Annotated in this window: 22 protein-coding genes and 1 pseudogene; 12 read left to right on the top strand and 11 right to left on the bottom strand. The window is 67.7% G+C overall.

What is annotated here, in order from left to right:
• Window positions 1-24: 24 nt before the first annotated feature.
• The 6 genes from ACZ49J_RS15020 to ACZ49J_RS15045 form a co-directional block, all read right to left on the bottom strand.
• Window positions 25-978 carry a LamG-like jellyroll fold domain-containing protein gene (locus tag ACZ49J_RS15020; protein WP_467448205.1) on the bottom strand — a complete coding sequence of 318 codons (954 nt, stop codon included), beginning with the start codon at window positions 976-978 and terminating at the stop codon, window positions 25-27.
• Window positions 979-1,092: 114 nt separating this feature from the next.
• Entirely contained in the window at window positions 1,093-1,839 is a 747-nt protein-coding gene (locus ACZ49J_RS15025) for an ABC transporter ATP-binding protein (protein ID WP_467448206.1), read from the bottom strand.
• On the bottom strand, window positions 1,829-2,566 hold the full coding sequence (locus ACZ49J_RS15030; RefSeq protein ID WP_467448209.1) for an ABC transporter ATP-binding protein: 738 nt from the start codon (window positions 2,564-2,566) through the stop codon (window positions 1,829-1,831). The genes ACZ49J_RS15025 and ACZ49J_RS15030 overlap by 11 nt, the downstream gene beginning before the upstream one ends.
• Window positions 2,567-2,570: 4 nt before the next feature.
• On the bottom strand, window positions 2,571-3,677 hold the full coding sequence (locus ACZ49J_RS15035) for a branched-chain amino acid ABC transporter permease (RefSeq protein WP_467448211.1): 1,107 nt from the start codon (window positions 3,675-3,677) through the stop codon (window positions 2,571-2,573).
• Window positions 3,661-4,548: a branched-chain amino acid ABC transporter permease gene (locus ACZ49J_RS15040; RefSeq protein WP_467448212.1), complete on the bottom strand. Its 888-nt coding sequence runs from the start codon at window positions 4,546-4,548 to the stop codon at window positions 3,661-3,663. Before ACZ49J_RS15040 ends, ACZ49J_RS15035 begins: the two co-directional genes overlap by 17 nt.
• 7 nt (window positions 4,549-4,555) lie before the next feature.
• Window positions 4,556-5,728, bottom strand: coding sequence for an amino acid ABC transporter substrate-binding protein (locus ACZ49J_RS15045; protein WP_467448214.1), 1,173 nt, complete (start codon window positions 5,726-5,728; stop codon window positions 4,556-4,558).
• 450 nt (window positions 5,729-6,178) lie between these two features.
• Between ACZ49J_RS15045 and ACZ49J_RS15050 the strand changes: the two genes are divergently transcribed.
• The 4 genes from ACZ49J_RS15050 to ACZ49J_RS15065 all read left to right on the top strand — a co-directional run bounded on the left by ACZ49J_RS15050 (window position 6,179) and on the right by ACZ49J_RS15065 (window position 10,528).
• Window positions 6,179-6,436 carry a hypothetical protein gene (locus ACZ49J_RS15050; RefSeq protein WP_467448215.1) on the top strand — a complete coding sequence of 86 codons (258 nt, stop codon included), beginning with the start codon at window positions 6,179-6,181 and terminating at the stop codon, window positions 6,434-6,436.
• An 81-nt stretch (window positions 6,437-6,517) separates the two neighbouring features.
• Entirely contained in the window at window positions 6,518-7,867 is a 1,350-nt protein-coding gene (locus ACZ49J_RS15055) for an aspartate aminotransferase family protein (protein WP_467448218.1), read from the top strand.
• Between the two features lie 27 nt (window positions 7,868-7,894).
• Complete coding sequence (locus tag ACZ49J_RS15060; RefSeq protein ID WP_467448220.1) at window positions 7,895-8,974, top strand: phosphotransferase; 1,080 nt, start codon at window positions 7,895-7,897, stop codon at window positions 8,972-8,974.
• A 381-nt stretch (window positions 8,975-9,355) separates the two neighbouring features.
• The gene (locus ACZ49J_RS15065; protein ID WP_467448222.1) at window positions 9,356-10,528 is read left to right on the top strand and encodes an ROK family transcriptional regulator; all 1,173 of its coding nucleotides are present in this window, start codon (window positions 9,356-9,358) and stop codon (window positions 10,526-10,528) included.
• A 247-nt stretch (window positions 10,529-10,775) separates the two neighbouring features.
• On the opposite strand, the gene solA is transcribed toward ACZ49J_RS15065, so the two are convergent.
• The 4 genes from solA to ACZ49J_RS15085 are packed head-to-tail and all read right to left on the bottom strand — an operon-like array spanning window position 10,776 to window position 14,924.
• Complete coding sequence (gene solA / locus ACZ49J_RS15070) at window positions 10,776-11,921, bottom strand: N-methyl-L-tryptophan oxidase (protein ID WP_467448223.1); 1,146 nt, start codon at window positions 11,919-11,921, stop codon at window positions 10,776-10,778.
• Between the two features lie 19 nt (window positions 11,922-11,940).
• A complete protein-coding gene (locus tag ACZ49J_RS15075; protein ID WP_467448226.1) occupies window positions 11,941-13,677 on the bottom strand; it encodes an NAD(P)/FAD-dependent oxidoreductase in 1,737 nt (578 codons plus the stop codon).
• 28 nt (window positions 13,678-13,705) lie between these two features.
• Window positions 13,706-14,191, bottom strand: coding sequence for a RidA family protein (locus ACZ49J_RS15080; protein WP_467448227.1), 486 nt, complete (start codon window positions 14,189-14,191; stop codon window positions 13,706-13,708).
• 52 nt (window positions 14,192-14,243) lie between these two features.
• Window positions 14,244-14,924, bottom strand: coding sequence for a haloacid dehalogenase type II (locus ACZ49J_RS15085; protein ID WP_467448229.1), 681 nt, complete (start codon window positions 14,922-14,924; stop codon window positions 14,244-14,246).
• A gap of 473 nt (window positions 14,925-15,397) precedes the next feature.
• Here ACZ49J_RS15085 and ACZ49J_RS15090 point away from each other — a divergent pair, with 473 nt between their 5' ends.
• Both ACZ49J_RS15090 and ACZ49J_RS15095 read left to right on the top strand, forming a co-directional pair.
• A complete protein-coding gene (locus tag ACZ49J_RS15090) occupies window positions 15,398-16,114 on the top strand; it encodes a GntR family transcriptional regulator (RefSeq protein WP_467448231.1) in 717 nt (238 codons plus the stop codon).
• Window positions 16,115-16,801: 687 nt separating this feature from the next.
• Entirely contained in the window at window positions 16,802-17,011 is a 210-nt protein-coding gene (locus tag ACZ49J_RS15095) for a DUF2180 family protein (protein WP_467448234.1), read from the top strand.
• Window positions 17,012-17,729: 718 nt separating this feature from the next.
• Here the strand turns inward: ACZ49J_RS15095 and ACZ49J_RS15100 are convergent.
• Entirely contained in the window at window positions 17,730-17,864 is a 135-nt protein-coding gene (locus ACZ49J_RS15100) for a hypothetical protein (RefSeq protein WP_467448236.1), read from the bottom strand.
• 335 nt (window positions 17,865-18,199) lie between these two features.
• On the opposite strand from ACZ49J_RS15100, the gene ACZ49J_RS15105 reads away from it, so the two are divergent.
• The 6 genes and pseudogenes from ACZ49J_RS15105 to ACZ49J_RS15130 all read left to right on the top strand — a co-directional run bounded on the left by ACZ49J_RS15105 (window position 18,200) and on the right by ACZ49J_RS15130 (window position 23,498).
• Entirely contained in the window at window positions 18,200-18,685 is a 486-nt protein-coding gene (locus ACZ49J_RS15105; RefSeq protein WP_467448238.1) for a RidA family protein, read from the top strand.
• Between the two features lie 123 nt (window positions 18,686-18,808).
• A complete protein-coding gene (locus ACZ49J_RS15110) occupies window positions 18,809-19,915 on the top strand; it encodes an alanine racemase (protein WP_467448242.1) in 1,107 nt (368 codons plus the stop codon).
• A gap of 74 nt (window positions 19,916-19,989) precedes the next feature.
• Window positions 19,990-20,724, top strand: coding sequence for an SDR family NAD(P)-dependent oxidoreductase (locus ACZ49J_RS15115; RefSeq protein WP_467448244.1), 735 nt, complete (start codon window positions 19,990-19,992; stop codon window positions 20,722-20,724).
• A 253-nt stretch (window positions 20,725-20,977) separates the two neighbouring features.
• Window positions 20,978-21,191: pseudogene (locus tag ACZ49J_RS15120) on the top strand (transposase); the annotation flags it as partial.
• Window positions 21,192-21,262: 71 nt separating this feature from the next.
• Window positions 21,263-22,366, top strand: a complete 1,104-nt coding sequence (locus tag ACZ49J_RS15125; RefSeq protein WP_467448247.1) for an ABC transporter substrate-binding protein — start codon at window positions 21,263-21,265, stop codon at window positions 22,364-22,366.
• Window positions 22,359-23,498, top strand: a complete 1,140-nt coding sequence (locus tag ACZ49J_RS15130) for an ABC transporter ATP-binding protein (protein ID WP_467448248.1) — start codon at window positions 22,359-22,361, stop codon at window positions 23,496-23,498. The genes ACZ49J_RS15125 and ACZ49J_RS15130 overlap by 8 nt, the downstream gene beginning before the upstream one ends.
• The last annotated feature ends 2 nt before the right edge of the window (window positions 23,499-23,500 follow it).

A 23,500-nucleotide genomic window follows, 5' to 3' on the forward strand; every position in this document is an offset into this window, starting at 1 on the left:
GGTGACGCGGAGGGAGGTGGGTCGTCAGCGGCCGGTCGTCAGCCGGTACTGGGCCCGTATGCGCTTCTCGTCGAGCGCCGTGTTCAGCAACATCAGGCTGTCCGTACGGCAGTCGCAGGGATTGCGCTCCAGGGTGTTCTGCGGGAAGCTGCCGCCGATCTTGATGCCACGCGGGTCGGTGGGCGAGGACCGGTGCGGACCGGGCCCCGAGAGGTCCCAGGGGTCGCCGGGAACCGTGTAGAAGCCGTCCAGCCGCCGCCCGTCGCGGTACAGCGCCATGGCTCCGGTGCCGAAGTCGAAGGTGGCGGCGAGGAAGACCCACTCGCCGTCCGGCAGCAGGGTCCGCCAGTCCTGGGAGGCGGCGAAGGTCTGCGAGGCCGCCCCGTCGACGCGCCGGCCGAGGGCCACCAGCCGGAGCTCGCCGTCCACCTCGATGATCTCCAGCAGGGCGCGCACCGCGTGGCCGTCGGAGTTCCCCGACAGCACCCCGGCCAGACCGACGGCGCCGTAACGGTCGTCCGGGGCGGGCGTGTTGCTGTTGAGGGCCGGGTTGGGGCCGGTCATCTTGAACCAGCCCATGACGGTCATTCCCTCGACCGCGTTGAAGGCATGGAGCGTCGAAGCACCGGAAGGCCCGTGGACGCCGGCCTTCCAGTCGTCGTTGCCCTTGGTCTGCGGGTTGACCTGCCGCACCTGGAGCGAGGTCCGGCTGCCACGGTGCGCGCCGTCCTTCGTCCGCGCTGCGGCTCCGCCGTTCACCAGGTCGATGTCGGTGCCGGAGAAGCCGAGGTCCCGTTCCTTGGCCGGGTTGCCCTGTAGGGGGTGCTCGAAGTCGTAGTACGCGGCGAGGTGCTTCCGCAGGGAGGGGTGTACGGGGGCGGGGTGCGCCCCGGCTTCGGCGGGGGCCGTGGCCAGGGTGGTCAGGAGGGCCGTGGCCCATGCGAGAGCTGTGATGGTGTGCCTTCGTCGTAAGAACATGCCACTCACTCCTTTGCCACGGGGTGCACTCGGGGGCGTGGCCGGACCGGTGTCGTCTGCCGGTGGCCGGCTGCCAGTTCGCTGTGGTTGATCGCGCAGTTCCCCGCGCCCCTTTCAGGGGCGGCCCCCGAGGTACAGCTCTCCCAGTCGGGAGTCGGCGAGCAAGTCGCCTGCGGGGCCGGAGACATGGACTCGGCCCAGATCGAGGACGCAGCCGGTGTCGGCGGCCTCCAGGGCGCGGCGGGCGTTCTGCTCGACCAGGAGCACGGCTGTCCCCGCGTCCCGCATGCGCACGATCTGTTCGAAGACCACCCCGGTGGCCTTGGGGTCGAGGCCCATGGACGGCTCGTCCAGCAGCACCACCCGGGGGCTGACCATCAACGACCGCGCGAACTCCACCTGCTTCTGCTGGCCGCCGGAGAGCAGCCCCGCGAGGTCCGTCCACCGCTCGGCCACGACCGGGAAGAGGTCCCGCACGAACGCGGTCCGCTCGGCGACGGCCGCCTTGTCCCGCAGGGTGTAGCCGCCGAGCAGGACGTTCTCGGCGACCGTCATCTCACGGAAGACACTGTGACCCTGCAGGACGTGGGCCACCCCGGCGGCCAGCATGCGCTGGGGGCCGCGGCCGGTGACGTCCTCGCCGTCCACCAGGATCCGGCCGGAACGGGGGGTGAGGAGCCCGCTGGCCACCTTCAGGACCGTGGACTTGCCCGCACCGTTGGGCCCGACGAGGCAGACGATCGCCCCGGCGGGCACCCGGACCGTCAGCCCGCGCAGGACCAGGGCCGCCCGGCCGTATCCGGCGCGGATGTCGTCGAGTTCGAGGAGGAAGCCGGAGCGGGAGGGGGAGTCAGACGCCAAGGTACGCTCCGAGGACTCGTTCGTCGGACTGGATCACCGAGGGCGGGCCCTGTGCGATCGGCCGGCCCCGGTCGAACACGACGACGTGGTCGCTGAGGCTCATGACCAGGTCCATGTTGTGCTCGACGATCAGGAACGTCCGTCCCTCGGTGTTGAGTTCGCGGACCAGATCGCAGATGCGGTCGATCAGAGCCGGGTTGACGCCGCCCGCCGGCTCGTCCAGCAGGACCAGCTCCGGCTCGCTCATCAGCACACCCGCGAGTTCCAGCAGCTTCTGCTGTCCCCAGGACAGTTGACGGGCCTCCGCCCGCTCCAGGTGCTCGATGCCCATGCGGGCCAGCCAGCCGCGGGCCCGTTCGGTCTCCTCCCGTCCGCCCGCGCGTGCGAGCTGCCCGGCGAGAGAGCCGGGACGCACGGCGGCGAGCAGGTTCTCCAGCACGGTCATCCGGGGGAAGACACGGCAGAGCTGGAAGGAGCGGCCGACGCCGGCGCGGGCGATCCGGTGCGGGGGCCTGCCGGTGAGGTCGCGGCCGCGGTAGGTGACACGGCCCGCGTCCGGGCGGATCATTCCGGTGACACAGTTGAAGAAGGTCGTCTTGCCCGAACCGTTGGGGCCGATCAGGGCGTTGACCTTGCCGTGGTGGAAGGCCACGGTCGCGGAGTCGAGCGCGGTGACCCCGCCGAAGGCCTTGGTGAGTCCCACGGTCGCGAGACTCGGCTCGGGCACGGCCTCAGGCGCCCCTTGTGGTTCGCTCACTGTCTCTCACCTCCGTTCCCTCGCCACGTTCCCGCCGTTCCCGCCGTTCTCGCAGCTCGGCGGCCGTCACCTCGCGGATGGACGTCTCGCCCGCCCCGCGGAACCGGCCGATCAGGGCACCGACGGCCGGGATGACCCCGTCCGGCATGAACATCACGACGACGAACAGGACCAGCCCCGCCACGACCAGGTGCAGCGGAGTGTCCCCGTACTCGACCTTGGCGTACTCCAGCGCGTACCCGACGGCCACGGCCCCGAGCAGCGGCCCGTACAGATGGCGTACGCCTCCGAGCAGGGCCATCAGCACCATGTACGCGCCGCTGAGGATGGAGAACTGGAAGACGGGGTCGAGGTCGCCGAACCACAGCGCGTACAGCCCGCCCGCCAGCGCCGTGAAGGCGGCGGAGACGACGAAGACCACCAGCTTGTACGTGTAGGTGGGCGTGCCGAGGGACTGGGCCTTGTCCTCGTCCTCGCGGATCGCCTTCAGGCCCATGCCGAACCGCGAGCGGTCGATGACCCACCAGGCCAGCAGGGCCGCGGCGAGCAGCGCCAGGAAGAGGAAGTAGAAGGTCCGGTGGTGCTCGGCCCGCAGCATCCCGGGGAAGGGCCGCGGCACGACCAGGCCCCGGGAGCCGCCTGTGAAGGAGGCCCAGCTCTGGAAGACCAGCAGCAGGATGAGGACGAGGGCGATGGAGACGATGACGAAGGAGGCGCCCCGCACCCGCAGGGCCGCGTAACCGACCGGGACGGCGACCGCGGCCACCAGGACGGCCGCCAGGAACAGCGCGGCGAACGGGGGGAGTTCGGCCTTGGCGGTCAGCAGCCCCGTCCCGTAGGCACCGAGTCCGGCGAACGCCCCGTGCCCCAGGGAGATGTATCCGGTGAAGCCGCCGACGAAGTTCCAGGACGTGGAGAGCACCGCGTAGTTGAGGATGGCGATGCCCACGGTGATCTCGTACGGGCTCGGCGCCATGGAAGGGAAGGAGAGGGCCACGGCGACGGCGGCCAGCAGGGCGCCGAGGTGCAGCACCCTCCCGGTACGGGACGGGGACGACGGGGATTCAGAATCGCTGCGCAAGCCGCCCCCCGAAGAAGCCCTGCGGCCTGACCGCCAGGGTGGCGAAGAGCGCGACGTAGAACACGGTCTGCGCCCAGGTCGTGGAGAGTTCCAGTTGCAGCAGGCTCTGCAGCATGCCCAGCGTCATGGCGGCGATCGCGGCGCCCGGCACGCTGCCGAGGCCGCCGACGACGATGATGGCCATCAGCGGGCCGATCCAGTGCCAGTGCAGCGATGGGTAGATGGTGGTGTCGAGGGACAGTGCCGTGCCGCCGACGGCCGCTGTGGCGAGGCCGAGCCCGAAGCCGTACCCGGCGATCCGGTCGGTGTCGATGCCGAGCAGCTGGGCGGCCTCGCGGTGCTGGATGGTGGCCCGCAGCGCCTGCCCGAACCGGCTGTGCTTCATCAGGACGTAGAGCCCGAGCAGGGCGAGCGCCGCCATGCCGAAGGCGATCAGTTTGACCACCGCGACGCGCGCCCCGAAGAACTCGATGCTCGCTGAGCTGTAGCCGAGCCGGATGCGGCGCTGGGTGCCGCTGAACGCGTAGCCGAGCACACCCTCGATGACCAGCGCCACCGAGAAGGTCAGCAGCACGGACATCATGGTGAGCGTCACCGGGCGCAGGCGGGTCAGCAGCAGCCGCTGCATGGCGACCCCGGCGGCGAAGAACAGCGGCACGGTGACGACCAGGGTGAGCAGCGGGTCCATGCCGGTCTCCCGGTGGGCGTACCAGGCGAGGTAGGCGGCGAGGATCAGGAAGGCGGAGTGGGCGATCATCACGACGCGCATGACGCCGAAGTAGAGGGTGAGGCCGGCGGCCAGGAGGGCGTAGAGCCCGCCCAGCAGCAGACCGAGGACGACACTCTGGAGGACGAGGCTCGCGGAGGGCACGCCCGCATCACCACTTCGGCTTCGGATAGACCAGTTCGGCTTCCTTCTGCGCCTCGGGGAGCACGATCTGGATCTCGCCGCCGACCCACTGCTGGATCATGTGCGCGCTCTGCGGGCGCCCCTTGTCGTCCCACTTCAGCGGACCGACCACGGTCTCGACCGTGTTGCCGCGCAGCCACTTCACCAGCTTGCCCTGGCAGTCCGGGTCCTGGGAGGCGCACCCGGCCGCCTCGACGGCGGCGGCGACGACCTGACCGGTCGTGTAGGCGTTGGCCTCGTCCTCCTCGGGGGCCTTGCCGTACTGCTCGGTGTACTTCTGGACGAACTCCTTGTTGCTCGGGTAGTCCGCCTTCTGGGTGTAGCCGGTGGGCGCGAGAATGCCCTCGGTCTTGTTGCCGATGGCCTTGGCGAACTCCGGTTCGGTCGGCGCGGTGGAGAAGGCGGCCATCTTCGGCTGGTAGTCCAGCTGCTGGAGGGCGACGATCAGGTTGACGCCGTCCTGGTACTGGGTGCCGCCCACCACCATGTCCGCCCCGGAGTCGGCGATCTTGGCGGCGATGTTGCCGAAGTCGGTGGTGTTGGGCGGGTAGACCTCGTCGGCGACGGTCCTGACACCGGCCTTCTCCAGCTTGTCCTTCAGCCCGTAGGCCGTTCCCTGGGCGAAGGGGTCGTCCATGGCGGCGTACGCGACCGTCCTGGGACGCTCGTTCTCCGGCATGGCGAGGATGTACTCGGCCAGGTGGTCGTAGTGGTCGTTGGCGACGGCCGGTGCGGCGTAGAAGAGGTTCTCGAATCCCTGGGCGAAGACCTCCGGTGCCGCTCCGGCGGGCTCCACGAAGAGCATTCCGTACTCCTCGGCCACCCGCGCGGAGGGGACGACGAGCCGGGTGGAGAAGGGACCGAAGACGAGGTCGACCTCGTCCCTGCCGATCAGTTGCTCGTAGTCGGAGACGACGCGGTCGGCGTTGGACTGGTCGTCGAGGATCTTCAACTCGACCTCGCGGCCGAGGAGTCCGCCCTTGTCGTTGACGATCTTCGCCCAGGCCTTGTAGCCGCGTTCGACGCCCTTGCCGGGTTCGGAGAAGTCACCGGTCAGGGGTAAGGAGACGCCGATCACGATGGGGTCATCGGACGATTCCTGAGAACCTGAGCCCGAGCCGCAGGCGCTGGCGGTGAGCATCAGGGATAACGTGGCGAGGGCGATTCTTCCTTGCAGACGTTGCGTTTTGGTCATCGCTGGACACCCCTCGTCGGCTGGACACCCGTCATGGGTCGGCCAGCAGTGCGTGGTGCGTGAAAGCGCATACCTCGGATGCTTTCCCCATATGAAAGCCGCACCGTGCCGAGCCGGACAACCGTTGTGCAGGCACCAGTTGTCCTTGAAGTGACCGGCCAGCCCGGTGACCTGTGGCGCTGAGTGGATGCGAGTCGCTGACCTGTGTAGAGCTCGGCACCCATGCCGCCCGCGGCGTAGCGGCCAGCGTCGACGCCCTCACCGGAGCCCTGACCGACCTCGCCGTACCGGCTGGAGGTCCCCGGAGCTGCCGGACAACGTCGTGCTGCAGACCCACTGCCACGAGTACGCCACGTTCAAGGCCACCACCCGCGCGACCTGCTCGGCCGCCTCGGCGTGACGAAGGTCGACGAGACCAAGGGCCGCTGCGGGGTCAGCGGCGACTTCGGCTTCGAGGAACAGCACTACGACACCTCGATGACCGTCGGGGATTTCGCGCTGAAGCCGCGTCTCGACGGCGTGGACCCGTATGCACCGGCGGTCGTCGTGGCCGACGGCCTCAGCTGTGCCGCCCAGATTGACCACCTCGCCGCAGACCGGGGCATCCGCGTCTTCGCCGTCACAAGGGTTGTCGGGCCCGTACGCGTGAGATAAGTTTCAGGCTGGAACTGAAACAAAAAGAGTGTGCGGCTGAAGCGGCCGCGAGATGCAAGCCACGAAGGAGGGGATCTGCCGATGACTTCCACGCTGAGTCGAGCGCTGGCCAACTACCCCAACCGGTTCGACCCTGCGGCGCTCGGAGGCCTGCCTGAGGGATTGCGGTCCACCGTCAAGCGGCGAAACAGTGTGCTGGGCCCTGGTTACGCGCTGAACTACCGGGAGCCGGTCGAGTTCGTCTCCGGCCGAGGCGCTCACCTGTTCGACCCGGAGGGCAACGACTACCTTGACGCCTACAACAATGTGCCGTGTGTCGGTCACGCACACCCGCACGTTGTCGAGGCCGTGTCCCGGCAGATGGCGGCGGTCAACACCAACACGCGCTATGTGCAGGAATCACTCGTCGACTACGCCGAGCGCCTTGTCGCGACCATGCCCGAAGCGCTCTCGAGGGTCAGCTTCGCGTGCAGCGGGTCGGAGGCGAACGACCTGGCCATGCGCGTGGCTCGCTTCCACACGGGCGGCGAAGGAATCGTGGTGACTCGCTGGGCTTACCACGGTCTCACTCGCGAGGTTGCGAGCTTCTCGCCGACCCTCGGCGCGGGGTCACCGCTCGGGCCGAATGTGCGGGTCATCGATGCTCCTGATCCGCGACTCGTCCCGCCGGGTTCATCGCTTCCCGAGTACATGCGAAGCCAGGTGCGCGGTGCGATCAAGGACCTCGAGCGCCACGGCTACAGGCTGGCGGCGCTGATCACCGACTGCGCGCACTCCAGCGACGGCATCTTCACCGATCCCGTCGGTTACCTGCGTGACATGGTCGAGGAGGTGCACGCCGCGGGCGGCGTGTACATCGCCGACGAGGTCCAGTCGGGATTCGCCCGGCTCGGAGAGTCGATGTGGGGCTTCAGCCGCCATGGGGTGCTTCCGGACATCGTCACGATGGGCAAGCCCATGGGCAACGGTATGCCGATCTCCGGCGTGGTGTTCAGGCCCGAGGTGTGCGAAGAGTTCGGACGGAACGTCCGTTACTTCAACACCTTTGGCGGCAGTTCGATAGCGATTGCCGCCGGTGCCGCGGTTCTGGACGTCTTCGAAGCGGAGAACGTGCAGCAGCGAGTTCTCGACAACGGCAGGGCCCTTCGAGCCGGCCTTGAGGAGATCACTCGCGATTCTCCCCACGTCGCGGAGGTTCGCGGCAGCGGTCTGTACGTGGGCGTCGAACTCGTGAAGGACCGGGAGTCGCTGGAGCCCGATCGTGTCCGCGCCGACGACGTCATCAACGACATGCGCGAGCGTCGAGTCCTCATCAGCGGCACCGGGGAAGCAGTCAATGTGCTCAAGATCCGACCGCCGTTGGCCTTCGACTCGGCCGACGTGACGCGATTCCTCGAAACCTTCGCGAAGATCGCCGAGACGCGCCTGTAGCAGGCTGAAAGCCGAAGGGACCGAACGGTGAACACTTCGCCCCCCGCACGTATCGCCCAGCAATTGTTCGAGGAGAGCGGCCTGGCATCGTCCCACGAGCCCATCGAGATGAACGAGGTGGATGCCCTCCTCGCCCGTCACTACCGGCTGAGCGGCCGTCTCGAGCGGCTGGCAACCGAGAAGGACGACACCTTCCGGCTGCGGACGGGATCAGCCGACCATCTCGTCAAGGTGTCCCCGCCCGACGAAGCGGTAGCTGTCGTAGCTCTGCAAACGGCTGTGATGCGTCACCTCGAGACCGAAGCTCCTCATCTCCCCGTCCAGCGGGTCAAGGAGACCGCCGAGGGCAGCGACAATGTGGAGATCGAGACGAAAGACGGCGGAGTTCGCGTCCTGCGCGTCTTCGACTTCGTCGAAGGTGCCGTCCTGGCGCGGACGGTCCCCGAGCCCCACCAGCTTGCCAAGGCCGGGCAGATGCTCGGGCGAGTCGATCTGGCTCTGCGGTCGTTCAGGCATCCAGCGGACGAGCGGCGCCTTGTGTGGGACCTTCGGTACTTCGACCAGCTGCGGGAGCTCATCGAGTACACGCCCGGCGCCGCCCAGCGTCGGCTGGCTCAAGAAGTGTTCCGCCTTTTCCGCGAGACCATCGTTCCGAGGCTGGGTGATCTCGAGACCCAAGTGATCCATGGTGACTACAGCCCCTACAACGTCCTGGTGGATCCGCGGGCCGACAGCTTCGTCACCGGAGTGATCGACTTTGGTGACAGCATGCGCAGCGCTTTGATCTTCGATCCAGCTGTGTCTCTCGCGAACCTTCTCGGCCGGACAGCATGGGATCCCTGGCGCGAGGCATGCAGCTTCGTCGCGGGTTACGAGCGGGCCCGGCCGGTCAAGGACACCGAACTCCCACTCCTGCCTGTCGCCGCGCTGGCACGCCTGACACTTCGCGCGCTGGTCACCCATTGGCGCGCGGAACGAGTGCCGGAGCGTCGCGACTACCTGCTCGAGCACGCCCGAGACGACTGGGTCAACGTGGAGCGGGCCATGGCCGTAGCCATGCAGGAGGTCGTGGACCGCTTGCTGAGCACCCGCCATGACACGCCCTGAGGCGACACTCGTCGGCTACGGACACGATCGGCCCGGCCGCAGTCGACGAGATCCCCCCGGCGACCGCACTGCCTGAACCCCGACCTTCCCACCATCACTCAGAATCGAGGCTGACCCATGCGAGAGACCGTCATCTTCGACGCCTGTGCGAACCTGATCACTTCGACGCTCGGCCCACGACAGAGAACACAGAGCCGTACGCTGCCAACCCGCCCCCAGCAGGAGACGGCCACGAGGTTCTCCCCCTGAGAGGAGTGGGCGGAGTTGAACAGAAGCGCAGTCGAGCCAAGGAACAGCATCCTCGCTGACGCCCATGGGCAGTCGGCAAGTCCGGTAGTGACCACTGGTTCGGGTTGCGTATGGTCTCGCTAAGGTCATGAGGTGAGCAGCATCAACCCCACACCACGCGACTACAACAAGGCACGTGTCCTTGACGTGGTTCTCTCCCATGCGCCGTTGACCCGGAACAAGCTCATCGAGCTCACGGGGTTGAGCAAGGCGACGGTGTCGCGGGCCGTCGAAGACCTGCGCTCTGACGGGTTCGTCGTGGACGGGGGAGTCGACGCCGCCGCCGGGCGTGGCCGTCCGTCGACCTACCTCGATGTGCCCGAGACGGCCGGACACGTCGTGGGGGTCGGCTTCGGCGCCCTGACCACCGGCGTGCTGGTGACCGACCTGCGCGGCCGTGAGATCGGAAGCGTGGTCGTCCCGACGGTCGAGCACCACGACGTCCCTGCTGCAGGCCGGTGGCTGGCCGACCTGGTCGCGCGGACCGGCTCATCCGCACGCGGGCCCCTGCGCCAGATCGTCGTGGCACTGCCCGCCCATGTCCGCGACGGCGCCGAGGTCTTCCGGCCTGCCGATCCGATGAGGATCTTCTCCGGCAGAGATCTCCACCGAATCGTCGAAGAGCTCCTCGACGCTCCAGTGACCTTCGACAGTGACGCGAACGCATCCTTGCTCCAGGTGCTCACGGACGACGCGAGCATCCATAATGCTGCCCTGTTCAGCGTCAGCAGCACCCTGAACTTCGCCACCTGCAGGGACCGGGAACTGGCTCGGGGACGTACTCCTGCGTTCGGCGACATCGGTTCCCTCTCCTCGGGCATCGACGACCGCACCCTCAACGGGCTGCTGAGCACCGCAGGGCTTGCGAAGCTCGCTCGTGAACACGGACTGGACACCGAGCGCGTCGAGGACCTGTGGCTCACGTATAAGGACCATCGAGCCCGTGCGGTGATACTCAAGGCGTTCACGACGGCGGTCACGACCGCCGTGAGCATCGTCGCCGTGACACTCGACCCCGAGTACGTCTACTTCGTCGGCCGGTTGCGTCCCTTGGTGGACGAGGTGCTCCCCGAAGTACGCAAGCGACTCGAGCACAGCTTGCCGGCCGTGCCCCGGATCACGACCGTCTCCCAGGTTCTGGGACTATCGGTAGCCGGCGGCGCGGTGCATGCCGGCCTGGCCATGACCCGCCACCGTCTGCAGGACGCGCTGCTCAAGGCACGCGCTCAGGGACCGAAGAAGGAACAGGCCGCGCCGGCGTTCTGATCCGGACTGTGAGCATGAGCAACTGGATGTGCTGTCCAGCAAAGCCCTGCCGCCCCATCCACCGAGGCCGCCCGCCAGCGCCTTGATCGCCCCCTCCACCCGCGCCTCGCCACCCGTTGTGTGGATCAACCACACCGGCGAACTCCCGGCTCCCGCCCGGCGACTGTGATCCTGGGGGCTGCCGTCCAGCCCGTCAGCCGACCGGCGACACTCGGGTTGCTGCGCCGAGGCGGCGGAAGTGCGTGGGCTACCTGGTCTTGAACCGGTCCGGACGCACGAAGTCCAGGCCCTCGACAATCTGTTTGCCGAGCGCCTCGTGTGCGGCGATGTGGCCGTAGCCGGTGGCCATTTTGAAACCCTTTCCGGAGAATCCGGTGGCGCAGTAGATCCTGCTGTTCTCGTCCAGAGGGCCGAGGAGGGGATGCCTGTCCTCGGTGAAGAGGTCGGGGAAGGCGTCGGAGCGCGCGATGGTGGGGATCAGGCCGGGGAAGAACTCGGTGACGATCTCGGTGACCTTGTCGGTTTCTTCCCGGGTGAGTTCTCTGGGCACGGCGTCCGCGTCGGGAGTTGCTCTTGCGCGCCCGGCCAGCGGTCCGTCTATCGATGCTTTGACCGTCACGCCGTCGACGGCGGGTGCGCCGTACATGGAGCGGTCCTCGTACCACCGGCTGAAGACGGGGAAGTTCTCCGGCGAGAACTGTGTGCCGTCTTCGGCGATGAACCAGGTCAGGACGATCCGATGGGTTTCCGTGACGGCCTTCAGGTGGTCGGGCATGAGCCTGCGGGACCAGCCGCCCGAGGCGACGATGACCTTCTCGAACGTCCAGCTTCTGTCGCCCGAGGTGACGACCACGCCGTGGTCGGTTTCGGTGATGCTGTCCACGGGTGTGTTCTGAAGGACGGTGGCGCCGTTCGCCTGGGCCGCCGCGACGGCGGCGCTGACGGCGCGGTCGGTGCGCAGAACGCCGGCGCGGGGGTCATAGACGGCACAGTCGTCGGGGCGGAGGTTGTGCTGGGGGTAGCGCTCCGCCAACTCCTCCCGGCTGAGGACGCAGTGCTCGGCTCCGTTGATGCGCGTTGTCTCGAGGAGGCTGTTGATGAAGCTGCCGTTCGCCGTCCCGATGGACAGGCCCCCCGTAGGGGTGAGGATGTCCTGCCCGGTTTCCGCTTCGAGCTCGGCCCACAGGCCGCGGGAGCGTTCCATGATGGGGTAGTAGTCGGGCCTGCCGAGGTAGACCATGCGGAACAGGCGGGTGTCCCCGCCCACGGCACTGCGGCCGTGGGCAGGGGTGGCGGCCTCGAAGCCCACTACCGAGTCGGACAGCCGGGAGGCCTGCCACAGGGCCATGCTTCCGATGCTGCCCAGGCCGATGACGGCGAGTTGTGCGTCCATGCGAGCGGTTTCCGTTTCTTTACTCGTGAAGTCCGGCGAGTCTGCTGCCGAATCTGGCCAGGAGCGAGGTCGTGGTGGAACCCCTGCGCTCTTCCCACTGGTCGGCGATGCCGAAGAGCCGGTACATGGCGTGAACGCCCAGCCAGCGGATGGGTTCCGGTTCCCACTTCCGTGCCCGGTGGCCGACCCAGGGGAGAGTGGTCCGTTCGGTTTCCTGCTCGAAGGCGAGCTCCACGAGGGTCCTGCCGCCGACGTAGGCTGCCGTGACGCCGTGTCCCGCGTAGCCGGTGGACGATCCGATCCCGGACGCCGGGTCCCAGTGCACGCCGCCGTTCCAGTCCCGCGTGACGCCCAGGACTCCCGACCAGGCGTGGTCCACCGCGAAGGGGATGCCCGGGAAGAAGGATGCGAGCTTGTGCGAGATCAGGTCGATGGTGGACTGGGCGGTCGCACCGTCTCCCCCTGTGCCGGATCCGAAGCGGTAGGGGACACCGCGGCCCCCCATGGCGATACGGCCGTCCGACGTACGTTGGGCGTAGATGAACGTGTGCGCGGAGTCGTTGAGGCACTGCGGCCCGTCCCAGCCGATCTGCTGCCACGCCTCCTGCGGCAGGGGCTTGGTCACGATCATCGAGGAGTTGACCGGGATCAGGGTCCGGCGGCCGAGCAGCTGTCCCGAATATCCTTCGGTGCAGATGAACGTCCTGGCCGCGGTGACGCGTCCGTTGGCCAGGGTGAGGGTCTTGTCCGCGATGCTGTCCACGCGGCTGCCCTCGTAGATCCTGACCCCCATGGAGGTCAGGGTGTCGGCGAGACCGTAGGCGAGCTTCGCGGGGTGGATCCGCGCGCAGTGCTTGTAGAAGAGCCCGCCGTGGACGGTGGCGATGTTGATCCGGGACTGGAACTCGTCCCGGTCGAGCAGGTGGACTTCGTCGTCGGTCAGCCCGTACTTCAGCTCGGTATCACGCCTGGTGACAAGCCGGCCCAGCCCCGCCCGAGTGTGGGCAGCGACGAGCGCGCCACCCTTGTGCTGATCGGCGTCGATGCCTTCGGCCTGGAGGATGTCCAGAACCGCGTCGACGCCGGCGACGAACTCCTGCTGCAGTGCCCGGCTCGCCTCCAGCCCTCCCCCGGCGCGGGCGAAGGTGGCACGGTTTCCCGGAGGCATGGCCGAGAGCCAGCCGCCGTTGCGTCCTGATGCGCCGTAGCCCACCTGTTCGGCCTCGAAGACCGCGACCGAGAGCGACGGCTCGAGCTTCTTGGCGAAGTACGCAGCCCACAGGCCGGTGTAGCCGCCGCCGACTACGGCCACGTCGACGGAGTCCTGGCCGGTGAAGCGGGGGAACGAGGGCCTCTTGTCGGCCAGTTGGGCCACCCAGAAGCCGAGCTCTCCGTTTCGGGGTGGTGCCGCAAGGGCGTTCATGGTGTGTCCTTCTTCTGTCTCTGGGAACCACGGGGGCCGGTACTGGGAAGCCGGTGTTGCCGCCGTCCACGGGGAGGGTTGCCCGGTGAAGTACGAGGACTCCGACACCGCGAGGAAGAGGACGGCGTCGGCGATCTCCTCGGGAGTGGCGAGGCACTGGAGCAGGATCTGCCCTTCACGCTCGTGGCGTGTGGCCTCGGGGTTGGACCTGAGCTGGAAGGAGGCCTCGATGACTCGGTCGACGCTGTCTTGCATCGCGTCGGCCGGCACGATGGGCGCCGGGGTCCCATCGTGCCGGTCGAGGGCGTCCAGGGGGTGTTGAAGCCGGGTCACAGCCGCACTGCTCATGATCGGCCCGCCGCTACACCGCAGTGCAGATCACCTGGATCTCGACAGGGGCGTTCAGGGGCAGCCCGGCGACACCGATCGCGGTGCGGGCGTGCCGTCCGTTCTCACCCAGTACCTCGATGAGCAGTTCGCTGGCCGCGTTGGCGACCTGCGACTGCTCACCGAAGTCCGGCGTGCTGGCCACGAAGACCAGCATCTGCACGATCCGGACCCGGTCCAGGTCGCCCACCGCCTGCACAGCGGCAGCGAGCGCGTTGAGCGCGGCATGGCGCGCGAGCTCCCGCGCGGTCTCCAGCTCGACGTCCCGGCCGACAACTCCCTGCCCCAGCAGCTCGCCGTCCCTGAACGGCAGTTGGCCTGAGAGGTGGATGGTGGAGCCCACCGTCCGGTGGGGCACGAGGTACGTGGTGCCGGCGAGGACGGGTAGCTTCAGTCCCAGGGCCTGGAGCCTTTCTGAAGCCGAGTCACCCTTGACGGTTTGAGGCAGGGGCTGACTCATGCCGCCACCGCCTTGCTGTGGATCATTTCCTCAGTTCTCCGCAACTCGGGCGTCAGGGGCGCGGCAGGCCGAAGAGGACCGGGAGGTCGGCGATGTCGGTGATCCGCTCGTAGCCGAGCCAGTGCTCGTCGTGCTCCCAGCCGCGGTCCATGTACACCTTGTTCTCGATGCCCATGATGGCCGCGGAGCGGTGGTCGTACATGGGGCTCGCGGAGACGTGCACGATCTCGTCGGGTGTCACGCCAAGCTTGTCGAACATGTACTCGAAGGCGCGGAGTCGCGGCTTGTAGACGCCCATCTCCTCGGCGCTGATGACGACCTCGAAGGGGGCCTTGAGGTTCTCCGCGAGGCGCACGGCATGCGCGGTGTCGCTGTTCGTGATGATGACCAGCGGGACGTGTTCGGCCAGGCGGTTCAGCGCCTCGGTGACACCGGGGTACGGGCCCCAGGTGGGAATGCGCTCGTACACCGCCCGCGCCTCGTCCTCGCGGAACTCCAGACCGACCTTGTGCAGAGCACGCTCCATGGAACGAGCGACGACCTGGTGGAACGGCTGGTAGGCGCCCGTGCACTCGTCGATCCGGTACGCCTTGCAGATCCGCAGGAACTCATCGGCGACCTCGGCCGGCAGCCGGTCGCCCAGAACCTCACGCATCGTGTCGTTGATGCTGAACTTGATCAGCGTTCCGTTCATGTCGAACGTCACGAACTTGGGCTTGACGTCGAATCCCATGAGTCCTCCTAGTGCTTCAGCGGAGCGGTCTAGCGCTTTAGTCGATTGTCGACCATCCGTTGTGTCGATTGTCGACCAAATATGCCTCGACTGTCAACAGCGTCATCAGGAGTGCCTCGGACAGTCCCGGCGCTGATCCACTTCCGTATGAGTGAGGTGATCCGCCAGATCGGGTGCGATCGGCTCTCGCGATCGCCTCCGAGTTCGTGCGGACCGGCAGCCAGTGCTGGACCGACGAGCGCCTCGGCGGGTGCGAGCCGTTCCGAGGGCGTGGCCCACTCTCTGGAACGGGCCATGCGCAGGTCCGGCGCCGGATCATGCGCAGGTCCGGCGTGGAGTACCCGTAAAGCGACAGCCGAACGGCACCACCCGGGACGCCGGCCTGTCGCCGCGACTCGTGAGCCGGACGGGGCGCGGCTGTGGATCCAGGGAGTTCCCTGCCGGACAAACCGGTATAGTCGACAAACGACCAAATGGTCGAGGTACTGAGGGAGGGCAACGGGGTGGACCACAAGTTCGAGTGGCAGGAGCAGCGGATGACGACGCCGGACGGCGTCTACCGCACACTGCGTGCCGCCATCCTCGACGGGACCGTACCTCCCGGTGGCCAGCTGCGCGAGGCGCACATCGCCGCGGATCTCGGCATCAGCCGGTCCCCGCTGCGCGAGGCGCTGACCAAGCTGGAAGAGGAAGGGCTCGTCGTCAAGATTCCCTACCGTGGGGCGTTCGTCGTAGAGGTGAGCGCTCGTGAGGTCGCCGAGATCGACTCGGTCCGGCTGCGTGTCGAGCCGTACGCCGCCGAGCTCTCGGCCGAAGCACTGCGCGGTCCCGAGCGGCCTCAGTTGCTGCAAACCGTCGAGGATCTCCGCCGGGCTATGGAGAAGGACGACATCCCGGCCAGCATCGACGCGCACCTTCGCTTCCACAGGCTCTTCTACGATCTCTCGGGGCACGGCGTCCTGCAGAGTCTCTGGAACGGCTGGGAGACCAAGCTGCGCCTGCATCTCAGCGTCGATCACCGCACTTACAGCGACGACCCGCATCAACTGGTCGTCGAGCACGAGCGGTTGGCCGCGGTTGCCCTGGAAGGCGACACCGACGCGTTCCGTCAGGAACTGGCTGCCCATTTCCCCATGGGGCTGGGAGCCCAGACGGGAGATCCAGGGGAGCGCGCGCCCCGGGATGCATGAGGCCATGCCGAGGTGCGTGGAGTGTCCAAGCCCGCTCGCCACTGTGACGTTGCAGACCCATGCCGAAGAAGTCAGGGATCAAGTTCGCACTGTCAACGCGATCTTGTAGCGGATGTTGAGTGAGGGTTGCAGGTAGCAGGTAGCAGGTAGCAGGTAGCAGGTAGCAGGCCCGGTGCGACGGCTAGGTCTGAGTGGCGTGTCCTGCTCGAAGGTCCGGGGTGAAGCCGTTGGGGACGGCTTTGATGCCGGCGCGGCCGGGATCGCGGTAGGCCGGGTACGCCTCGCGGCGCTGCTCCAGGGTCTCGCCGAGTCGCCTGTTCTCGGGGATCGGGCGGCGACTCGTCGGCCCTCAACGCTCCTGGTGGATGGGGCGGAGTGGCACCCCGGCGGCGCCGTCCGCGCCGGGCGCCGACGTTCAACGGGCGACTCCGCCTGGAGCGCGGGTCGCGAGGCGGGCGGACGCGGACCGCGCCGCTGTACCTCAACAGCGAGCACTGACTGATAGTCAGGTCAAGCTGCTTCACCGCATCGCGCAATGACCATACGATCACGATCGAATCTTACCCTTGACAAAGTCTAAACTGGGACCTACTTTTCAAGCCCCTTGAGTAGGTGTGTGTGGCCTGGGTGGGTTTGTTCGTGTTGGTTGGCCGCCGCACCTGGCCCCTGCTGAAATCGGAGTTGGACATGAGGTGCTACGACTGTCTCCAGGAGGCGCGCGGTGACACCGCCGGCATCGGCGTGTGCTCGCGCTGCGGCCTGGCCGCCTGTGAGAACCACGCCCACGTACGTAAAGTACTCGTCACCCACCAGAACGGCCTGGGCGCTGCGTACGGCCGTATCCCGGCACGCAGGGTGGTATGCCACACCTGCGACATGGCCGAGACGGCGCACTGACCCGCATGGTGGGCTTATCGCACCGCATCACGGTCGCCGAATGTGCGCTGCCCGTTCAAGCGTGCGTTCTTTGCCTGCCCGGACGCCGTCCCTGATCACTGCCGCGGCGTCCGGGCCTCAGCCGCGGCCACTGCTCGCTGCGCAATGCTGGAGGCGCGACCGCGGACTACAAGATGTCGTAGAGGTGGGGCTTGTTCCTGCTCGGCGGCAGCTCCCTCAGGAGGCTTCATGACGTCTTTATCGACGATCATCCCGGCGCGCCGTGGTGGCAGGGACGGTCGTGGAGTCCACGCTGACCACTGGACAAGTCCGTCTTGCCCTGGCGGGTGACTTCGGCGATCAGGCCTTCCGGCAACGCGGTGAAGAGACCGGTGTTCCTCCCGACCTGCAAACACCCGTAGGCGGTCCGTCAGTTGCGAACGGTCAGTTGCGAACGGTCAGTTCCGAACTCGCCTGGAAAATCTCACGCCACTGCGCGCCTGCCGTGAACCGCCACCACATCGCACCCTCGAACTGATTCCGCGGCCGCTCAGGCTAGAGGTCCGTGCCTGCCTGTCGGTAGGAACGGCGCGATCAACCTCCGCTGCTCGTCGGTGAGTTGCCTCCGCATTACGGTCGTCCTGCCGGATCCGCCTGAAGGCCGGCGTTCTTCCGGCCGTGAACGGGGCCAGTGTCGCCACGCGACGCCGTTGCCGAGCTCGTCACCACGGGCTTGCAGTCAGTCGTTGTAGGCCTTGCCGGAACAGCCGGGCAGCAGGCCAAGCCGCTGTTGTGGCATGGGGATCTCGTTGGGCGTGAGGTCGACCATCCGTGTCAGCCGCTCGAGAATCCCGCCGCCGTCGGCGATCGTCATGCGGACGGGGGCGCTGCGCGTGCTCCCTGCCGAATCGGATGAGACCGGTGAGCCAGGTCGCGGCGTCGACCGTCGATTCCAGTCGCGGCGGATCCAGCCGCACGTGGCCTTCCGGGGCCGCATCCGAGGTTGAAGTTCGTATTGACAGTGCTCGATGGGCAGCCATATGGTCGACAAACGACAATAGGGTGGCGGTTTTAAGCCACCATACGGCGTTATGTCGCCGCTGTTACTCGCGAGGAGAACCGAGTACAGATGATCAGGATTCATGCGAAGCGGGTTCTCGTGACCAACTGCGTGGGTAAGTGCCCTGCTCCGTCCGAGGAGGTGGCTCGATGAGCCAGTCCATGACCTCGGCAGCGAACACCGACTCGGCTTCCGACCGGCTCCGGGCCCTGGGTCTGGCCCTTCCCGAGCTCCGTGACAACCCGTACTACGTGCACCACCGGAAGGTGGGCTCCAGCATCTACGTTTCGGGCCAGCTGCCTTACAAGGACGGTTGGCTGCAGGGTCAGGGCGCTGTCGGCCGGGATGTCGAGCTGGAGACTGCGCGGTCACTCGCGCGCCATGCCGCGCTCAACTGCCTCGCTGCCGCTGTGCAGGCGGTGGGCGACCTGGACCGGGTCCGGATCGTGCAGATGCTGGTCTTCGTGGCCAGCACGCCGGACTTCGGTGAGCAGTCGCAGGTCGCCAACGCGGCCAGCGAACTGCTCATCGAGGTACTGGGTGAGAACGGACGGCACGCCCGCACCGCGATCGGTGTCGCCGGGTTGCCGCTCAACAGTCCGGTCGAGATTCAGATGGTCTGCACCGCCGTGTAGGGCGGGCCCGACGGCGGTGCAGGCAAGTGCGTGCGATATCGCGGGCCGCGCGCGTTCGGCGTCCAGGGGGAGTCAGCACCCGCGCCCCTCGATCATCCTACGAAGAACCACAAGGAGGGCAGCGTGAACCGGCTGCAACGAGCACTCGACGCTCTGGTCGAGCGGATCGACACCCCCGCGCCGATCGTGCTGGTCGACGTCATGCAGGGCAACATCGACCGCATACAGGGCTTCGCCGACCAGCACAACCTCAGGGTCAGGCCGCACGTCAAGACGCACAAGTGCGTGGAGATCGGGCGACGCCAGATCGAGGCCGGCGCGGTCGGGATCACCGCGGGAAACGTCGGTGAGGCCGAGGTCTTCGCCGCGGCCGGGTTCGACGACATCTTCCTCGCCTACCCGATCTGGGCCGCGGGAACGAAGCGGGCCCGGATCCGCCGGCTCGCCGAATCCGCCCGGCTGCGGGTCGGCGTCGACAACGTCGCGGCGATCGAGGCCCTCGCCGACGCGATGGGAGACGAACCGGACCGGCTGCAGGTCGTGATCGAGGTGGACTGCGGTGCCCGTCGTTCCGGGGCGCCGCCCGAGCTCGCGGGCGACCTCGCGCTCGCCGCCCGCAAGCGCGGTCTGGTGCCGGTGGGAGTGTTCACCTATCCCGGTCACGGCTGCGCCGGTCGCGACGCTCGCCGGCGCGCCGCGCAGGACCAGGAGGCCGCGCTCACCACCGCGGTACGCGGCCTCGCCGGTGTCGGGGTCACCGCTGAGGTGGTCAGCGCCGGCTCCACTCCCACCCTTGAGTTCTCCACCAGCAGCGTGATCACCGAGATCCGTCCTGGCGAGTACGTCTTCGGCGATCTGAACAACGTCCGGCTGGGCGCCTGCACAGAGGACCAGGTCGCGCTGTTCGTCGCCGGCACAGTGGTCAGCGACTGGGTCCCCGGCCAGGTCATCGTCGATGTGGGCAACAAGGCCCTCAGCAAAGAAGGCAGCCCCGAGATCGGATACGGCGGCATCGCCGGCACGAAGGCGGTCCTGTCCAAGGTCAACGAGTACCACGGGTTCCTTCCGCTGCCGGACGGCGAGTTCCGCCCCAGTGTCGGCTCGGTCGTACCGGTCGTGCCGAACCACGTGTGCCCGGTCGTCCTCGGCTTCGAGGAACTGATCGTCACCGACAGCACGGGCACGTCGCTGCAGCGTTGGCCGGTCGACGCCCGCGGATTCCTCAACTGACCGGCGCCGGGGACGGGACCCTCGTACCCGAGCCCGCGACCCGACCGACCTCCCCCGTAAGAGGAGTGCCTGACATGAGACTCAACAACGTCACGGCCTTGGTGACCGGCGCCAGCAGTGGCATCGGGGAAGCCGTGAGTTCCCACTTCCGCCGCGAGGGCGCGCGGCTGCTGCTCACCGGCCGCAGGGAGCGACTCGACAGCGCTGAGCCCGACGACCTGTACGTTCCCGGAGACCTCAACGACGAGGCGTTCGTCGAGAGCCTGGCCAAGCAGGCCGCCGAGTCCCTCGGCACCGTCGACGTCGTGGTACTCAATCACGGCCTGCAGGCCGTCAGCCCGCTCACCGAGATGGCCTGCGACGACGCGAAGAACGTGCTCGAGAGCAACCTGCTCAGCGCGTTCCTGGTGATGAAGCATTTCGCGCCGCTGATGCCCGAGGCAGGGGGATCGTTCGTCTGCGTCAGTTCACGGCTGGGCATGGTCGGCATGTCCGGGCAGGTCCTTTATTCCGCCGCCAAGGGGGGTCTCATCATGCTCGCCAAGGGCGCGGCGATCGAATGGGCCCCGCGCAACATCCGTGTCAACGTCGTCGCTCCGGGCCTGACCGCCACCCCGATCATCGAAGCGGCGTTCCAGCGCAGGCCCGACCCCGAGGGCTACCGCCGCGAGCGCGAGAGCACGATCCCGCTCCAACGCCTCGCCACCCCTGAAGAGGTCGCTGACGCGGTGCTTTTCTTCGCCTCGTCGGAGTCGTCGTACGTGACCGGATCGGTCCTGACCGTCGACGGCGGATACACCGCTTCCTGAACATCCCCGCTGGGCATCACCACCAGCGTGGGGCTGAACCGACCCTGCTGTCCGTCCCGCCTTCTGCCTCGCGACCGCCGATTGCGGCATGAACTGTCGAAAACGCGTCGAGCGCGTGCCGTGACGTCCCCGATCGTCTTCGGGATCTCTCGCGAAGGTACCTGCTCAGCAACGTCGTCGGGGCCGATGGACTGCTCCACCCGTCCCTCAGCCGCACGCCCGGCTCTGCTTCATCCCTCACGAGAGCCCTCATCCTGCGGCTCTGGTGAGGACCGCCCCCACCCCGCTGGTCGCCTCCTGCCACGGCTCCAGCTTTCCCACCGCAACTCGCCCGGTCTTCTGGCCGGCCTTGCTCCGACGACAAGGTCGTCGGGGACTTCGATCCACGGCGAACACGCGCCCAAAGCGGCGATCGGCAACGCAAGGCGGCCGATGCTCTGACCGCGTTTGCCACCCTGCACCATCCCACCCCCCCCGCACCCGCGAGGTAAAGCCCCGCACAGCTGGTCCCACGCGTCCCCAGATGAGGAGTATTGCCATGAGTGATGCCCAGATCGGTCGTAGAGCGCTCCTGCGCGGAGCAGGCGGCCTCGCCGCCCTCGCCGCTCTTCCCTCCCTCTCCGCCTGCGGCACCGGCACCAGCCGTGTGTCGTCCGGTGGGGGCGAGGGCAGCGGCAAGACGGTGGTCGTCCGTGACAGCGGCGGTTCCTACGGGGCGGCCCTGCAGAAGGCGATCTACACGCCGTTCACCCAGGAGACCGGCATCCAGGTGAAGGTGCTGAACCTGGACGACGCTCCACTGTTGGCGCAGATCAAGCAGGGGCGGCCGCAGTGCGACCTCATCAACAACTCGATGATGTCTCACTACAAGTACGTGGCACAGGACGCGCTGGAGACGCTGGACCTCGACCGGGTCAGGAGCGTGAAGAGCGCGAAGATCCCCAAGGCCCAGATCACCGACCATGCCATCGGGCACAGCTTCTACGGTCAGTGCATCGCGTACCGCACGGACGCCTTCGGGGGCAGGAAGCCGGAGTCGTGGGCGGACTTCTGGGACACCAAGGCGTTCAAGGGCGATCGGGCGATGGTCCACCCGGACGGTGACCTGCCGGAGCTGGAGTTCGCGCTGCTGGCCGACGGTGTCCCGATGGACAAGCTGTACCCGCTCGATGTGGACCGTGCCTTCAAGGTGCTGACCCGGCTGCGGCCCCAGATCAAGAAGTTCTGGGACAGCGGCCCGCTCCCGGGCGTGCTGCTCAGCCGCCAGGAAGTGACGATGTCCACCGTCTGGGACGGCCGGATCGCCGATCTGCAGAAGCAGGGTGTTCCGGTGGAGCGCCAGCTCAACGGCATGCGCCGCCAGTTCTCCGGCTACGCCATCGCCAAGGGCGCGGCCAACGTGGACAACGCCTACAAGCTGATGGACTTCTCGCTGCGGGCGGAGAGCCAGGCCAACCTGGTCAAGTTCTTCCCGTCGAACCCGTCCTCGCCCGTTGCTTACTCCAAGCTGACCGAGGAGCAGCGCAACGCGTCCGCGGGTGCGCCGAAGTACTACGACAAGGGTTTCGACGCGGATGTCGACTGGTGGCTGAAGAACGAATCGTCCGTCACCAAGCGCTGGTTGGAGTGGGCTCGTGGCTGAATTCGGTGTTGCCACACCGTCCGTCAAGGTGGCCGGCGGCAAGCCGGCCACCGCGACCGGCAAAGCGCTGTCGGTAGTGGCGTTGCGCAAGACCTACGGCGATGTCGTCGCCGTCGACGAGGCGTCCATGGAGATCGCGGCGGGGGAGTTCGTCACCTTCCTCGGCTCCTCCGGGTCGGGCAAGACCACGACGCTGATGATGATCGCCGGGTTCTGCGAACCCGACTCCGGCACCATCACCGTCGGAGGCCGCGACGTCACACGGCTCGCCCCGCAGAAGCGAAACCTCGGCTTCGTCTTCCAGCAGTACCTGCTTTTCCCCCACATGACGGTCGCGGAGAACGTCGCCTTCCCGCTCACGCTGCGCGGCGTGGGCAAGGACGAGATCCGCCGCCGGGTGGGGGAGACGCTGGAGATCGCCGGTCTCTCCGGGTTCGGCGGGCGCAAGCCGCGTGAGCTGTCCGGTGGTCAGCAGCAGCGCGTCGCCCTGTGCCGGGCGCTGGTCTACCGCCCGCCGGTCATCCTCATGGACGAGCCGCTCGGTGCGCTGGACAAGAAGCTGCGCGACCAGCTCCAGGTGGAGATCAAGACCATCCAGCAGGAACTCGGCCTGACCGTCATCTATGTGACGCACGATCAGGAGGAAGCGCTGGTGATGTCGGACCGGATCGCGGTGATGCGCAACGGCCTGATCGAGCAGTTCGACACCCCCAGGGAGCTGTTCGAACGGCCGAGGACGCCGTTCGTCGCGGACTTCCTGGGCGCGGCCAACTTCCTGCCCGGCCGCATCGAGCAGCACAGCGACGCCCACACCCTGGTCCGTCTCGACAACAGCGGCGGCCTGATCAAGGCCCGCCGCCACGATCTCGCCTCCGGCGTCCAGGTGAAGGTGGCTGTGCAGCCGGGCCGGCTGCGGGCCTGCGCCGCCGACGACGGGTTCTGTACCGGCACGGTGGAGACCGCCACCTATGTGGGCACCCTGGTCCGCGCCGGGGTGCGCGTCGACGGCAAGGACGCACCGCTGCTGCGCCTGGAAGTACCCGCCGGCCGCGGCCCCGTCGCCGGCGAACGGGTGGGGATCACCGCTGATGCGGATGACATCAACCTCTTCGCCGACGAACAGGCGGAGTGAGT

This window comes from Streptomyces sp. NPDC030840 (assembly GCF_055572015.1).